At 68.7% G+C, this 14,431-nt stretch carries 13 protein-coding genes; 3 read left to right on the top strand and 10 right to left on the bottom strand.

Going from position 1 to position 14,431, the window contains the following annotated elements:
* Nucleotides 1–93: 93 nt before the first annotated feature.
* Nucleotides 94–651, bottom strand: coding sequence for a hypothetical protein (locus NY1_RS13480; protein WP_067711964.1), 558 nt, complete (start codon nucleotides 649–651; stop codon nucleotides 94–96).
* A gap of 150 nt (nucleotides 652–801) precedes the next feature.
* On the opposite strand from NY1_RS13480, the gene NY1_RS13485 reads away from it, so the two are divergent.
* Together NY1_RS13485 and NY1_RS13490 are read left to right on the top strand one after the other, a co-directional pair.
* A complete protein-coding gene (locus NY1_RS13485) occupies nucleotides 802–1,122 on the top strand; it encodes a hypothetical protein (RefSeq protein ID WP_157762210.1) in 321 nt (106 codons plus the stop codon).
* Nucleotides 1,122–1,625 (top strand): YbaB/EbfC family nucleoid-associated protein, encoded by a 504-nt coding sequence (locus tag NY1_RS13490; protein ID WP_084534937.1) that lies wholly within the window; start codon nucleotides 1,122–1,124, stop codon nucleotides 1,623–1,625. Before NY1_RS13485 ends, NY1_RS13490 begins: the two co-directional genes overlap by 1 nt.
* Nucleotide 1,626: 1 nt before the next feature.
* Here NY1_RS13490 and NY1_RS13495 read toward each other — a convergent pair whose 3' ends face one another.
* Nucleotides 1,627–1,899 (bottom strand): hypothetical protein, encoded by a 273-nt coding sequence (locus tag NY1_RS13495; protein WP_067711970.1) that lies wholly within the window; start codon nucleotides 1,897–1,899, stop codon nucleotides 1,627–1,629.
* A gap of 136 nt (nucleotides 1,900–2,035) precedes the next feature.
* Between NY1_RS13495 and NY1_RS13500 the strand changes: the two genes are divergently transcribed.
* Nucleotides 2,036–7,423, top strand: coding sequence for a WXG100-like domain-containing protein (locus NY1_RS13500; protein WP_157762211.1), 5,388 nt, complete (start codon nucleotides 2,036–2,038; stop codon nucleotides 7,421–7,423).
* Nucleotides 7,424–7,463: 40 nt separating this feature from the next.
* Here the strand turns inward: NY1_RS13500 and NY1_RS13505 are convergent, their stop codons facing one another.
* The 8 genes from NY1_RS13505 to NY1_RS13540 form a co-directional block, all read right to left on the bottom strand.
* Nucleotides 7,464–7,772, bottom strand: a complete 309-nt coding sequence (locus NY1_RS13505) for a PE family protein (protein ID WP_067711976.1) — start codon at nucleotides 7,770–7,772, stop codon at nucleotides 7,464–7,466.
* A gap of 39 nt (nucleotides 7,773–7,811) precedes the next feature.
* Complete coding sequence (locus NY1_RS13510; protein WP_067711979.1) at nucleotides 7,812–9,032, bottom strand: hypothetical protein; 1,221 nt, start codon at nucleotides 9,030–9,032, stop codon at nucleotides 7,812–7,814.
* Nucleotides 9,033–9,040: 8 nt separating this feature from the next.
* Nucleotides 9,041–9,346, bottom strand: coding sequence for a hypothetical protein (locus NY1_RS13515; RefSeq protein WP_067711982.1), 306 nt, complete (start codon nucleotides 9,344–9,346; stop codon nucleotides 9,041–9,043).
* 173 nt (nucleotides 9,347–9,519) lie between these two features.
* Entirely contained in the window at nucleotides 9,520–9,864 is a 345-nt protein-coding gene (locus NY1_RS13520; protein ID WP_067711985.1) for a hypothetical protein, read from the bottom strand.
* Between the two features lie 10 nt (nucleotides 9,865–9,874).
* On the bottom strand, nucleotides 9,875–10,651 hold the full coding sequence (locus tag NY1_RS43655; protein ID WP_067711988.1) for an ESX secretion-associated protein EspG: 777 nt from the start codon (nucleotides 10,649–10,651) through the stop codon (nucleotides 9,875–9,877).
* Nucleotides 10,652–10,656: 5 nt separating this feature from the next.
* Nucleotides 10,657–12,393, bottom strand: a complete 1,737-nt coding sequence (locus tag NY1_RS43660) for a hypothetical protein (protein ID WP_067711990.1) — start codon at nucleotides 12,391–12,393, stop codon at nucleotides 10,657–10,659.
* 39 nt (nucleotides 12,394–12,432) lie between these two features.
* A complete protein-coding gene (locus NY1_RS13535; protein WP_233434324.1) occupies nucleotides 12,433–14,058 on the bottom strand; it encodes a hypothetical protein in 1,626 nt (541 codons plus the stop codon).
* 2 nt (nucleotides 14,059–14,060) lie between these two features.
* The gene (locus tag NY1_RS13540; protein WP_067711993.1) at nucleotides 14,061–14,333 is read right to left on the bottom strand and encodes a hypothetical protein; all 273 of its coding nucleotides are present in this window, start codon (nucleotides 14,331–14,333) and stop codon (nucleotides 14,061–14,063) included.
* Between the last annotated feature and the right edge of the window lie 98 nt (nucleotides 14,334–14,431).

Raw genomic sequence — 14,431 nt, forward strand, 5'->3', positions numbered from 1 at the left:
TGCACGCTCACCGCACCCCCCAACTTCGCCCTGAATGCGTCGAAAAGGACGCTAATGCCAACCGGTCGGGGTGGCAAACGGACCCGCGCGGACCTATCCCCAGGTGGTGAGGGTCACGGCGTAGTGGTCGTGCAGGGCTTGCAGGCGCGGCTCGGTGAAGCGGCCGGGTTCGGCCGAGTACACGCTGCGGCCGCGCTCGGAGGTGAAGGCCGAGGCGGGGATTCGGTCGGAATCGGCGGGGATGAACTTCAGTACTTCCGATACCGCGGCGACGGCGGTGGCCAGGGCGTGGCGGCCCGCTCGGCGGGCGCGATCGTCGAGCGCGGCGGGGTCGGCCGGCACCTGACGGGCGGCGACATCCGAATACCAGAGCCAGACACCGGGATCCAGCAGTTCGGACGGGTTGTCGAGGCCGAATTGGACGGCGCGAGCTGGGGGCGGGAGGACCTCGTCGGGGAGGCGGAAGGTGTAGTCACGCGGGGTGCCGCAGCGGGCGCATTCACCCGAATACCGGCTGCACAGCACGCCGTCGACGGTGACCACCGCACTGCGGAAGGCACAGTCCGTCCCACCGCAGGCCGGGCAGGGCTGCAGGCTCACGTACAGGCGAGCTTCCGCATTGGTGCGGGCGAGCGGGAGGGTGTCGGGCATGCCGCCTACCTTGCCTCAGATCGGGCGCCGGAGCCATCCCGGGGGCGGCCGGAACCCGGCGTTGTTCATATTGAGTTCACCGATGTGCTGTGGCAGAGTCGATTTCGCTGTGCTGAGTGCAGGATCGTGATCGTCGGATTGGGGATCTCCATGTCGGGAACAGTGCGGGCCACCTCGAAACTCGTCGGTGACGCGGCGACCATCGCGGGCGAGATCCGGGCGCGGCTGAACGCCATTGCCGGGGATGGCCGGGCGGCGGTCGCGGCGGGGCAATCGGCCTGGGGTGACGACGAATTCGGAGCCAAGTTCGCCGACGGGGAGAAGGGTTTCGTCACCGGAACCGACAACATCACCACCGGGACGGACAATCTGGGGACTTCGTTCGAGAATCTGGCCACCGGATTGGGGACGGCCGCGACCACGCTGCGGAACATGGAGCACAAGAACAAAGAGAACTTCCGGTACCGGTAGTGCGGGAATCAGGAGACGCGGCATCGATTCTGGAGGGCTTCCAGGAGCAGATGCGGGCGATCGCGGAGGCTTCGCGCAAACGGGCGCAGTTGACAGCCAGTGCCAGCGCGGCGAACGGGCGGATCACGGTGACCGTGAACGCGGACGGGATCGTGATCGCGACGCGGTTGAGCGCCGACGCCGACTCGCTGACGCTGGACGAGATCGCGGCCGCGGTGACTTCGGCGGCGCAGAAGGCCGCCGCCGACGTAGGCCGGCAGGCGCAGGAGCTGTTGCGGCCGTTGCGGGACGAGCGGTCGCGCATGCCGAAACTGTCGGAACTGTTCGACGGGATGCCGGATCTGCAGACGCAGGCGCCGGTCATTCCGCCCGCCTCGCTCGCACCGCCCAAGTCGCGGCGGGTGACCGAGTCGGTGGAGCTCGGGCCGGAATTCCGCAATGCGGTGGATTACGACAAGTGGCGGCGGGACAACGAGGGCGGAGCCACCAACCCGGGGTGGTGAATCACTCGCCGGTTTCCGGCAATTCGGGGTAGTAGCCGCGCTGATACGGCGAGAGCTGTGAGATGGCCAGTTGACCCGCGCGCTGGCAGATCGGGCAGCTGCCGGTCGTGTGGCATTCGGGGCAGCGCTTGCGCCCGCCCGCGCCGTCGTCGAGCCAGCCGCGGCCGCCGCAGCTCGGGCACCAGCCCAAACCCTCGCACTCGTAGCAGAGCACGTAACCGGGCGTGACGGTCTCCGGGGTGCGCACCGGGTCCGGCCATTCGAACTCGGCCATGCTCGCCTCCTTTCCGGCGGACCCTATCACCGGCGGGCGACATCTCCCGGTCCCGCACCGTTGGTTTTCCGTAAATGTTGAGTTCACCGGCAACGTTGTGGCACAGTCGGACTCGCCGAGATCAGATGCGACGGGCGTGAGGGGCTTTGTGGCGCTGGAGTTTCCGTCGTGGCTGGAATGGCTGGAGTGGCTGGTCGGATCCGACTGGCCACACGGCAATGAGGACCGCATGTGGCGGATGGCCCAGGATCTCGAAGCCGTTGCGGGGCAGGTCGATGATCTCGTCGGCGAACTCGACGCGCTGATCTCCAAGCTCGGCGACGCCTATCCGGAAGGTGATGGCGGGGAACAGATCCTGGCCTGGTTGAAGCCGCTGCGGAACGGGAACGAGCAGGGGCACGGGTCGATCACCGAGCTGGGCGACCACTATCGGGCGCTGGCCAAAGCCGCCGACGATATGGGCGATCAGTTGCAGTCGGCGAAGCTGAACTTCTATATCGGAGGGGCATGGCTGGTCGCCGAACTGGCCATTGCCCTGGCATCGGGACCGCTCGCACCGTTCCTGGAGGCGACCACATTCGCGGCGGGACGAACCTTCTTCCGATTGCTCGGCGAGCAGTTCGCCAGCCGGATCATGTCGCTGATCGGGCGGCGGATCACCAATCCCCTACTGCGGCAGATTCTTCCCAAGCTGATCTACGAGGTCACCCAAGAAGCGCTGGTCGAAACGTTCCAGGGGCTCTCGCAGGAATTCCTGGTGCAGACCATTCAGCAGCAGACCGGTCATACCGATGGGTACGACTGGGGCGCGATGCGGGACAACGCGATCATCTCCGCTGTCGCGGGTGCGACGGGCGGCGCCGCCGGGTACGGGATGAATCACTTCCTGCCGGCGGATGTGGGCGGCTGGAAAGGGGCGCTCAAGGGCGGTATCACAGGGGCGACGGCGGGCGCGGCCGGGGCCGGAGCGGCCTGGCTGGCGGGCGGAATGCTCAACGGGAACTGGGATTTCGATCCGCGGTCGCTGACCGGCGGGGCGTTGTCGGGGGCCGGGCCGAGCGCGCTGCACGGGTTCGCCGGGCAATCCGATCACTCGGGTGCGCCGATCGGATCGAATCTCGGTCAACCCAATGCCACGCAGAACGGCAGCGGGACGCGGGAAGCACCCGAAGGCAGAACGGAAGCTCCGGGCGCGCAGAACGAATCCGGCGCACAGCAGGCACCCGAGTCCAGAACCGAAGCACCGGCCGCCCAAAACGGTGCGGGCACACAACAAGCACCCGAGAACCGGACCGAACCACCGAGCGCACAGAACGGAGCCGGCGCGCAGCACGCGCCCGAAGCGGGCACGGATGCGCCGAGCGGGCAGAACGGATCGGGGGCGCAGCAGGAGCCCTCGGGCACCGGCGAATCCGAAGGCACGCGCACGCACGCCGCCAGTTCCAGTGCGGGCGATACCGATACCAGCACCGGGGCGCGCCAGGAGGCGCCGGCTCAGGAGCACAAACCCGAACACACCGGCGACAACAGCGGGGCGGTGGCGGTGGACGGCCGCCGCGACCGGCCCGAGGCCGACCCGCAGGACAAGGGCGAGGGATCCGAGGTCACGCAACGGACCTCGGGCGGTGCGCATTCCGGCGGCTACAGCGGCGGCTCGGACACGAACGACGGCTCACACCAAGCGAACAACGGCCAGGCAGACCAGAACTCGGGTGTGGTCGCTGCCTCCGGGCCTCCGGCATCGACCGCCGTGAATGCTCCGGCATCGAACGTCTCCGCGAGCGGAACGACACCCACAACGGCACCCTCCGCAACCACGGGGAGCCCCTCATCGACACCCACCAACCCGGCGTCCACCGCGACCCCGGGCACCCCGACCTCGTCGACTTCCACGCAACCGACCGCCGCATCCGGCCCGGCCACCGACGCCCGCGCCAACACACAGACTCCCCCGGCCGCAGGTTCGCCGAGCACCACGAATCCGGCCGGATCCGCACCTACCTCAGGTCAGCCTGGCGGCCCCGGCTCGAATCACGCTGGTGCCGCACCTGCCTCGGCGAACTCCCCGGGTTCCGGCACGCCCGGCCGGGATATCCGCCTGTCGTCCGACATGGACGGCACCACCGCGAAACCCATGGCGGCCTCGCCCATTCAAGCGGCGCCCACCGCAACCGAACCAGTAGCACCGCAACCTGATTCGGTACCGCCCCGCGCGGATCACCCGGGTTCGTCGATGCCCGGCCAGGTCACCGGGCAACACCCGGATGCGGGTTCGCCCCGCACTCATGACGCCTCGGACCAGGCTGACGGAGCGCACCCCGCACGGGAGCCGTCCCGCGACACCGGGTCGCCGGCAACGCCGGATGCCGATGGTCTCGTACCGGTCCCGGTACCCGTGGATGGCTCGGCCCCGCATCATGCCGGTGACGGGACCCGCTCCCCCACCACGCCGTCCGATTCCCGGGACAGCGGGACGGCCAAGGCTGTCGGGGATTTCCACGGTAATGCGCGGCCCACCGGCGCACCGGATCTCTCGCCGGAGTTCGTGGCGGATCAGATCAGCAAGAATCTGGGACTGGTCACGCCCGAGGGTGTTTCGTGGAACCGGGATCAGCAGCACTTCCTGCTCGACAATGGCGATACCGTCACGATTTCCATCGCCGAGTCACCGGGCGGTGCGGCGGACGAGGCGCCGGTGGCGCAATTCCGGGCGCGGCCGGGCGGATACGACGTCGAGTTGTCGCCGCGGGCGCGGGATGCGGATGTGGTGCGGGCCATCGCGCACGAGCTGGCGGAGATCCGGCTCTTGCAGGATCAGGATCCGGTGCTTCCGGTCGATTCGCAGGAGGACCGGCCGACCACCTTGACCCCGCACCTGGGCGGGCGGTTCGCCGAGCTGCGGGTGCTGACCGCGCAGATCGATCAGGCGGCGGTGGATCCGGCTCGGGCGCAGGAGCTGCCGCGATTGCGGAAAGACTTCGACGATCTGGTGAATCGGCTCGGATTGCGCGATCCGGCGCACGGGCCGATCGTCGAACGGCTGCTGGCGGAGCATGATACGGCCGACCACACCGCACCGGAATCGGCGCTCGCACGGCGGGTGGCGCTCGAGGAGCGCAACCTGCTCGAGTTCCGTCCCCGGTTCGGGCCGCAGTTGAGCGATGCCGACTACGACCAGGCCGTCGAGGAGCATCTGAATCGGTTGCGGCAGGAGGTTTCCGGCGAATTCGCGGAGGACCTCGTGCGTGCCGAGCAGCGGTCCCTCGACGGGCGGATGCGCGAGGAGCTGGCGCGGCGCATTTTCGATCCGCTGTTCGAGCCGAGCACGAAGCCCGCACGCGGCACCGTCAAGGTCGATTTCCTGCTGGAGTCGCTGGATCCCATCAATGCCGCGCTCAACGATCCGGCATTGACGCCGCAGGAGCGTGCCGTGGCGTTGCGCGATGCCATCAACGAGTTCCGCAACGCCATGCCGGAGGCGTTCCACGCGGCCATCGATCCCGAGGTGTTCGCCCGGATGGGTGCCGCGGCAGACGCTTTCGCCGCAGCGCCGAACCGGATCACCGCGGTACTAGATCACGAGAGCGGGCGACTACACGTCGCGGGGACCACCTCGCCCGTGTCGCTGAGCGACTTCCTGCGCGAGGTGGATCGCGCCAATCGCGCCGCCACGGCCCAGGGCCTCAACATCGAGTACACGGTGGTCGTGCATGACGGCGCGAACGGGAAATCGAGCGTCGAGATACTTCCCCGCCCGCGCCCGCAGCATCGGCTTCCGCTGACGCAGAACGCATTCGGCCCGGACAACACCCGCATCCCGCACCAGCCGCGCCCGCCGGTGTCGCGCGTCACGGGCGGCCACACCATCGACGTCGGCGTCGGACGCAGCGCCTTCGCGGTGGAGATGACCCCGACCGCGGATCGCGAAGGCGGCGGCCTGGTCATCAAGACCGAACTGGCCTCCGATTTCGCGGTCGCCGGCCAGCGTCGCCGCGATCTCGGCATCCTGGATCCGGGACCGCTGACCCAGGCCGGCACGGTCATGGTGTTCGGCGATCTGCTGACCGGCGGGCATCTGCTCACCGATGCGCCCGCGGGCGAGGTGGCGCGGATCTTCATCAACAATGTCAGCGCCGACCTGCCCGACTTCGTCTACCGCGCCATTGCCGAAAGACTGGCGGAGACGCTCGCGCCCGGCGGCCGGGTCGAAGTGCAGTGGGATATGAAGCCCGAACGGGAGGGCGGCGAGCCGGGCGACCGGAACCACATCCTGGGCACCAAGCTGTGGGACGCGATCGAGGCCGTATACCGGGATCGCAACGAGCCCAACCCGTTCCGGATCGACGAGCACCGCGTCTTCCCGTATCCGGGCAACAACGACTACGACTACACGATCGACGCGGGCGCGAGCAACAACCTGAACACCGCGCGCATGGCGGCCTTCAATCCGCCGCTGCCCGAGCATCGCATGGTGCTGGTCTACGAGCCGGGACCGGACGCGCAGGAGATCCAGTCCACCTACGGGATACCCGAGCAGAACCAGGACAAGATCCAGACCTACGCCGACCAGCACGACCTGGTCATCGATGTCCGGCCGACGAATCCCGACGCGGTGGGGCATCTGCAGGACGGGGCCATGCCCAAACCGATGGCGGTCAAGGACAAGACCGTCAACGACGCCGATATCGCGCTGGGCGCACCGGCGGAGGCCAAGGGTCTGGTCGGGCGGTTCGCGCCGGGGCAGCTGCAATTGCCCGACCCCGAAACGCTGACCGCCGAGCAGCTGCAGGCGTTGCAGAAGCGGCTCACCGATCGCGAGAACGACTATCGGGCCTACGAGAAGTACATGGCCGACCTGATCGCGCGGGGCGATTTCCGGGTGACCGAGGAAGGCGTGCTCGAAGGCCGGGTCGGCGACGAATACCGGCCCGTCACCGGCGATCACGATCTGTTCGACATGCGTCACGCGGACGGCACCCGGCTCACGCCGGAGGAACTGGCCGAGCACGAGACCAATCTGATGGGCTTGAACGCGGGCATCCAGCACGGTCCGCACGTGTACTGGGAGCCCGCCGGCGAGTATCAGCGGGTCCGGAACTTCGAGAAGATCATCAACGAGCATCAGCCGCCCACCGAACCGGATTCGGGCAATGAGCCGCTCATTCGTTTCCGGCCCGGCGGCGATCCGGAGGTGGTGTGGGCCGATCTGGATCTCGAAGCCATCGACCGCGAGATGACGCCGTGGCATCTGGAATCGAATCTGAGCGGGATGACCCCGCGCCGGGAAGCCGATCTGGACGAATTGCGCAGGCGGGCCTACGAACTCGCCAATCACCCGGACTTCGATCATGCCGCGTACCGGGCCTGGTTGAGCAATCCGGAGGTCCCGCCCGCCGACGTCGGCTCACCCGCGCATCAGATCGCGATCATGAAGCTGGCGGCGCTGGCGGGCACGGACCCGTCCGACATCCTGGCCATGCTCGACGCCGATACCGCTGCGCCCGAATCCGACTCGGACGCCTGAACGGGGTGCCGGCCGCAAGCCGGCACCGCTAGGACACGGGTCAGAGCGAGACGAAGTCCACCACGGACGCGTCTTCGACCTGGCCGAAGTTATCGGCCTGGGCGCGGATCGCGGTGGCCAGCTTGCGCAGTTCGTCCACGCCGGGCGCGGACTGCTGCACGAAGGACGCGCCGACCGCGGTCAGCGTGCCGGCCGCGCGCACCGACACCTCGTCGGCGCCGGCCGCGGGAATGGACAGCGCCGCCGAGTCCGCGCCGACGGCCGCTTCCAGGCGATCTGCCAGCGCGTCCAGGTCGGCGGCCGCCGCGAGCGCCGCCTTCTTGTCGAAACTTACGTTCCCCGTAGTCATTTCGGACCATCCCTCCCTTGTTCAGCGCATCCTATCGTGTCACGGCGCGACCCGTGGCGTGGTGGTCCCCACCGCGCCCACCACCGGCACCCCGGTATTGCCGAGTTCGCCGACCACCTCGTCGCCGTGCTCGCCCGTGACCAGGTTGGAGTGCACCTCGTCGTCACCGGCGTCGCCGCCGCGCGCGGCCGGACCGGCGCCGTGGGCCGCGGACATCGGCGGCACCATGCCCGGAGTCATGGCGGTATTGCCGCGCACCGGGGCCGCGCCGGACTCCGAAGCCGGCGCGGCCGGTGCGGCGGTGGCCGCCGAACGCGTGTTGTGCAGCTGGCTGAGCGGGGTGCTCGCGCCCGCGCCCGCGAGCGCACCGATCGCACCCGAAACCGCTGCGCCACCTGCGGATCCGCCCGTGCCCGCCGACGCCGCCTCGCTCGCCACCGGTTCGACCGCTTCGGTCTTGGCGATGGACTGCAAACTCTGCTGCGCCGACTGCACCCCGCTGGACACCGTGCTCGCACCCGTCGAGAGCAGGCTCAGCAGCTGCGTCAGCTGCGACATCGAGCCCGAGGAAGACGAGGACGGGGCCTTGGTCACCGCCACCTTCTGCCCCGCGGCCGTCATATTCGCGCTGTGCACGCCGAGCTGCGCCTTGGTCGAGGCCACCACCGCCGTTGCCTCCGCGGCGGTTTCGCTCGCCAGCGACAGCACGAACACCTGCCCGGCCGGGGTGACCAGGAACGGGGCCGCGATGGTCAGGCCGGTCACGAACTTGGTGATGATCGCCGCCATGCTGGCATTGCCGACCGCCACCGTGCCCGCCGCGCCGGTGAGCACGGTCTTCTGCTGCACGTTCTGGGTTTCCAGCTCCGCGGTATTGGCGGCGGCCTCGGTGCCCTTCGCGGCGGCCGAGGTGGCGCCGTCGCCGGACCAGTCGCTGGAGGCCATCGACGCCAGCGAGCTCACCAGGGACAGGACGGTCTGCAGGGCGCTGGAGACGTTCGACAGCGCCGTGGTGGCATCGGAGGTGTTCAATTGCCCGGTGCCGAAGGACGAGGCCAGATCGGTGAGCGGGCGGGTCAGCACCGACAGGTCCAGCGTCGGCAGCGGCGGCAGCTCCAGCGAGACCGATACGGCCGGGATCTCGGGCAGCGTCGGCAGGCCCATATCGCGCAGGATGCTGTTGACCGGGCGATCCAGCATGGGGCCGAGGGCGGTGCCGCGCAGCACTTCCGACAGCCTCGGATCGGAGGGCGTGGTCATGGTCGCGGCTACAGCGATAGGAAATCGTGGCCGGAGACGGCTTCGGTGGTGTCGTGGATCGCGGCGGCCTCGTGCGCGGCCAGCGCGGTGCCCGCGTAGACGTGCGCCAGCTCCGCGGTCGAGGCGAAGTGATTGGCTTGCGCGCCCGCGAAACTCACCAGGAATTCCTGGCCGATCAGGCCGAACACCGGGATCACGGCGGCGAGGGTGGCGCTTTGGTCCACCGCCGCCGCGGATGCGACCGTGGTCGCCAGCGCGGCATTGGCCTCACCGTAGGCGCGGATCGCGTCCGTCGAAGCGACGAGCTTGTCCATCGGAGCCCCTCCATCAAGAAGATCAACTCGTATCGAACTATACAGAGCGAGGCTTCGCCCGGCATAGCAGTCTTCACATACTTCACACAATGGGCATGAACGCCGGGTGATCCATAAATGATCAGCTGGTGATGCGGATTATTCTGGCGCACCGGGTGTTTCGGGACAAACCCTCAGATCGGCCGCAACCAGCTGTCGGGTTCGGTGTCGTAGTCCTGCTCCTCGACGATCTCCTGTCGCGAAACCTGTTCCACGGTGGGCAAACCCGTCAGCGCCAGCAGTTCGGGCGCCAGCCCGGCGGCCTGCAATTGGGCGCGGCGCTGCATACCGGCGCGGGTCGCGGCCTGCCGGCACAGCCGCAGGATCTCCGCGGCCAATGGCTCAGGTGCGCCACGCAGCTGATCGGATGCCACCGAAAGGCCCACCGGCAGGCCCTCTTCCGTCGTGGTCACCACGATCGCGCCGGTCCGCGAGGAGACGGTGAACTCGGTGGGGAATCTGGGTTGCTCGACGGTCATCGACGCCCTCTCATTCGTCCGCCAGTGTCATCAGCACTTCGGTGATATAGCTGTCCAAGGTGGCGGCCATGCGCCGGCGATCGGCCGCGGCCGCCACCGGCGGGAAATCGCCGGTCACGATATAGCGGCCGTCCTCGGCCACATCGCGCCATTCCAGCTTCTGCCGGGTGATGCCGCGCGGGCCGAAACGCGAACGGCCCTGCACCACTTCGATCACGCCCAGCCGCAGCGCGTCCGCGGCCAGGAAGTCCGCGGCCTGGTCGACCACGGTGCCGTCCATGGTCTCGTGCGCCGGGGACAGGCCGTAGCCGTAGTCGAATTCGTCGGTGTGCTCCGGCTCGGCCAGCACCACGTCGCGTCCGCGCCCGGCTTCCGAATCCGGCAGGGCGCGAATCAATTCCGTGGCCAGTTCCGGGCCGTAGCACTCGGTGACGGTGAAACCGGCACTGTGCCTAACGGTTTCGCCGGGCTGCTGCACGATCAGATAGCCGAGGTCGTCGCGGCGCAGGCCGAGGATGCGGATACTGCCCGCCGGGTCCTCCCGGTCGCGGCCGTCCCAGCCGTGCACCTCGACCTTCACATCGGGCGCACCCATCGGCGCGAGCACCTCGACCATGTTCTCCTCGCGCTCGCGCAGCGCGCCGCGGGCGTCCGCCAGCGCCACCAGGTGGTCGTCCCACCACTGCTCCCGGGCAATGAAATCCAATGGCCAGGGCAGGGTTTCGACGCCGAGCTGCTCCCACAGCACCAGTAGCTCCAGGTCGGTGAACGACCAGCTGCGAAACACCGGGATCAGCCCTCCACCACCGGCTTGGCCACGACCGGCGGGGCGCCCATGGCCTCCTCCAGGTATTCGGTGGAATCCAGGAAGTCGGGGCGCTTGTGCTCCTTGCCCTGCTGACCGCCCTGTGCGCCGTGACCGCCCATGGGCATGCCGCCCATCGGCATACCGGCGCCCGACGCGGCGATCCCGGCGCGGGAAGCGCTGGCGGACACCGTCATCGCGCCCTCGGCGCTGACCGCGGCGCGCGGGAACAGGCGCTGGCTGAGCGCGGCCGGATTGGTGGCCGCGCCACCGCCGCCCGCGCCGCCACCGCCACCGCCGCCCTTGCCGGCGGCCTGTTTGGCCTGGCCGAGCAGGCTGGACAGGCCGGTGAGATCGGAGCCGTCGGTCGAAGCCTTCTTGGTGGAGGCCGCCGAGGAAGCCTGCTGCGCGGCCGATTGCAGACCGGACAGAGCGCTGGTCAACCCCGAGCTGTCGCCCGAGTTCGAGGTGCCGCTGTTGCCGCCGTTACCGGTCCCATTGGGATTGGTGCCGTTGGGGTTGGTGCCGTTCGGATCTTTGCCGTTGGGGTCGGTGCCATTCGGTTTCGTCCCATTCGGGTCGGTGCCGTTCGGCTTCGTATTGTTGGGGTCGGTCCCGTTGGGCTTCGTATTGTTCGGGTTCGTGTTGTTCGGATTCGGCAGCGTGCCCAAACCGAACTGGTTCTTCGTATTCGGGGTGATGCCACCGCCGCCACGGGTCGTGGACGTGGTGGTCGTCGTTTTCGGCGCGGGTACGGTGGGATCCTGCAGGATCGGGATATTGGCGCTGGCCTTCGCGAGACCCGGGGTGTACCAGCCGGCGAACCATTTGGCCTGGGTGGCGGCGATCTCCGTCTCGGTCTTGGTGCCGTTCCATTCGTCACGCCAGTCGTCGGGCGAGACCCGCTTGATGAACTCCAGCACGCCCGAGAAGTAATACAGGGTGCCCGCCATGACCCGCAGGTCACCGGTGAAATCGCCGGCCTGGGTCTTGAACTTCTTGGCGGCGGCGATGGCGGCGTCCGCGCCGTCGCCCTGCCACAGGCCCTTCGTCTCCAACTGCTCCAGGCCGTTCACCAGATTGGTGAAACCCTCGTCGACGCGATTGGCCACCCACTTCCAGATCGAGCTCTTCTCGGCGACCTTGTCGTGGTGGATGCCCTGGCCGACTTCCCAGAACCATTTGCCGCGCTGGGCATACGGGTTCTCAGCGCCGATGGCGTCGGCGTAGTGGTTGCCGCCGACCTTGGGCAGACCGGTCGCACCGGCCTTGGCATCGTGCTCCTCGAGGCTGCCCTCGGTCCAGACCGGCGCCGTGCCCGTGCCGAGGCCGTCGGTGGGCATCGAGACATTGTTCGGGCCCATGGTCTTCTTGACCTTGTCGAACTGGGACCGGGAGTCCCCTTCGGCGTCCTGGTACTTGTTGTCGGCGTCGATCAGCGTCTCGCCCATGGCATTCACGAGATCGATGTAGTGATCGATGATGCCGTTCAGCCGCCCGCCCTCGTGATTGCAGCGCTCGGCCATGGTGAGCGCGGACTGCAGGACGCCGTTGTCGCTGAAACCGATATGGCTGGCCAGCGGGCCGGTCAGATCCTTGACGAAGCCGAGCCGGTACGCCACCTCGGCCGCATTGTTGATGGCGTTCTGGGCGGCGCCCGAAGCCACCACCAGACCGCCGTTGCGGGCCTGCTGCCGCAGTTCCAGCCAGGGGTTGTCTACCATGCCGGACTCCCTACCTTGTTCATTCGAGCGAGCGGGTTCCTACGAATGTCGCTGCCGGAAGCGCTCTTCGAAGCCGGACGCGTAAATCGAGGGCGGGGTCGTCGAGGTCGCCGACTCCACCACGCCGTCGTCCGCGACGTAATACAACGCGCGGGCGATGGCGATCTCTTCCGGGCCGGTCGGCACGAAGACCAGCCAGCCTACCGAAAGCCGTTCCGCCACCAGGCGATCGAGCGGATAGGCGGTGGTGTCACTGCCTTCCAGGTGATAGCGCACCGCCGCGATGGCGTCCTCGGCGGACAGCGGTTCCGGGCCGGTGCGCGCCACGCCCGCGAGGGTGAGCTGGTAGTGCGCGGCGTCGAGATCGGCTGCGGGACCGAAGACTTCGGCCAGGGCGGATCGGGTGACATCGCGGCGTTCGGCGGCGGCGACGAAATCGGCTACGGTGGCGCGCAATTCGTCGGAAGGCGCTTCGGCGGCCAGACCGGCGATCACGTCGGTGACGGTGCCGGTGGTCCAGATGCCGGGGACGGCGGCGGCCAGTTCGGCGGCGTCCGGGGAATCGCCGCGGAACCAGCGGCCGCGCTCCCACCAGTAGCAGAAGCTGAGCAGGCCGCCGGCGGCGCGCGTGTTCAGCACCGGGTTGGCGATCCAGTCCGGGGCGCCCGCATACAGTTGCGGCAGTTCGGCTTTCCCGTTGTAGGCGGCTTCGAGTTCCGGCGCGTTCCAGACGCCGCCGGAGAGCACGGCGCGGCCGCCGGGCAGGACATAGAGCGAGGAGCCGGAGCGGCGGGACCCTTCGAACCAGCCGAAGGAGGGCAGCATGCGCGGGCCCCAATCGGAGCCGATCGCCACGAAAGCGGCGGAGATGGCGGCCCAGCGTGACCAGAGCACCGGGAAATCCGGGAAGTCGCCTTCGGAAACCGTTGGCAGATAGCCGGATTCGGCGTCGGCACGGGCGGCCGCGGCGGCCTGCTGCGGGGTGCGCGACTGGCGATTGCCGTGGTTGGCGTACGCGGCCAGCCAGGTGGGCACGGTGGAGCGCGGGTAGCGCTCGAGGTCGGCGCGGTAGTCCTCGGGCGTCAGCAGTTGATCGTCGGGGAACGGTTCGTCGCCGTAGTCGTGATCGACGGTGAGCTCGCCGATGGCGGTGAGCTCGAGTTCCAGTCGCCACCATGGGCCGTCGCCGAGTTCGGCGGAGAGTTCGCGGTGGGCGGTGACCAGGCTCAGCGCCTCCACCGGCGGGGTCAGGGCGAGCTGGCGGCCCTCCGCATTGAAATAGACCAGGCGGGAGCGGTGCGAGGTGGTGGTGAGCGCGAAGGCGGCCGACAGGCGGTGCCAGCCTTCCGGGCCGAAGTCGCTCAGTTCGACGGCGAGCCGGTGGGCGAGTTTGCGCGCTTGGGCGGGTAGGTCCAGGACCGGGGCCGGGTCGATGCTGAAACCGACATCGGGGTCGGGGGTTTCGTCCGTGGGCTCGGGTTCGGCCGGTGTGGTGCCGGCGGATTCCGCCGCGCCCCCCTCGGTTTCGGACTCCGCGCCGACCACCGGGGCGAGCGCATCGAAGGGGTGTTCCAGCTCTCGATCCGGGGCAACCAGCCCCGCACCGTCTAGGTTCTGCTCGGATTGCACTGTGGTGGAGCCGCTTTCACTGAATCGTTCGGACACGGTCACTCCAGGCCGGAGAACTTGCGCTCGAATTCCGCGCGGCGCCCGGCGGCATTGCTGCCGTCCAGCTGACCGGCGAACGCGGCCCGGGCGGCATCGGTCAATTCCTGGGGAATCTCCGGGTAAGCACCGGCGACGGCGAAGAGCGCGCGCTGCGTCGGCTCGTCGAGTCCGGACTCCGAACGCACCCCGTGCCCGGCCGAGGCGGCGGCCAGCGCATTGTCGAAATTGCGGCGCAACTGCTCCTCGCCGGGGCGGCCACCCTGCACGTGCATCCTCCTCGTCTCACCGGAACCAACTGTCAGCATCACATATCCCGCGCGACCGTGCGGTGGCCGAAATCGTAAGAATCGGCGAATTCACATCGGGGCGC

The organism is Nocardia yamanashiensis NBRC 100130 (assembly GCF_001613325.1).
Lineage (GTDB): Bacteria > Actinomycetota > Actinomycetes > Mycobacteriales > Mycobacteriaceae > Nocardia > Nocardia yamanashiensis.

What these genes read in the sequence shown, in the direction of transcription:
- NY1_RS13540 (WP_067711993.1), bottom strand. Translation starts at nt 14,333, where the DNA reads ATGCACGTGCAGGGTGGCCGCCCCGGCGAGGAGCAGTTGCGCCGCAAT.
- NY1_RS13480 (WP_067711964.1), bottom strand. Translation starts at nt 651, where the DNA reads ATGCCCGACACCCTCCCGCTCGCCCGCACCAATGCGGAAGCTCGCCTG.
- NY1_RS13510 (WP_067711979.1), bottom strand. Translation starts at nt 9,032, where the DNA reads ATGACCACGCCCTCCGATCCGAGGCTGTCGGAAGTGCTGCGCGGCACC.
- NY1_RS13515 (WP_067711982.1), bottom strand. Translation starts at nt 9,346, where the DNA reads ATGGACAAGCTCGTCGCTTCGACGGACGCGATCCGCGCCTACGGTGAG.
- NY1_RS43660 (WP_067711990.1), bottom strand. Translation starts at nt 12,393, where the DNA reads ATGGTAGACAACCCCTGGCTGGAACTGCGGCAGCAGGCCCGCAACGGC.
- NY1_RS13485 (WP_157762210.1), top strand. Translation starts at nt 802, where the DNA reads ATGTCGGGAACAGTGCGGGCCACCTCGAAACTCGTCGGTGACGCGGCG.
- NY1_RS13520 (WP_067711985.1), bottom strand. Translation starts at nt 9,864, where the DNA reads ATGACCGTCGAGCAACCCAGATTCCCCACCGAGTTCACCGTCTCCTCG.
- NY1_RS13505 (WP_067711976.1), bottom strand. Translation starts at nt 7,772, where the DNA reads ATGACTACGGGGAACGTAAGTTTCGACAAGAAGGCGGCGCTCGCGGCG.
- NY1_RS13495 (WP_067711970.1), bottom strand. Translation starts at nt 1,899, where the DNA reads ATGGCCGAGTTCGAATGGCCGGACCCGGTGCGCACCCCGGAGACCGTC.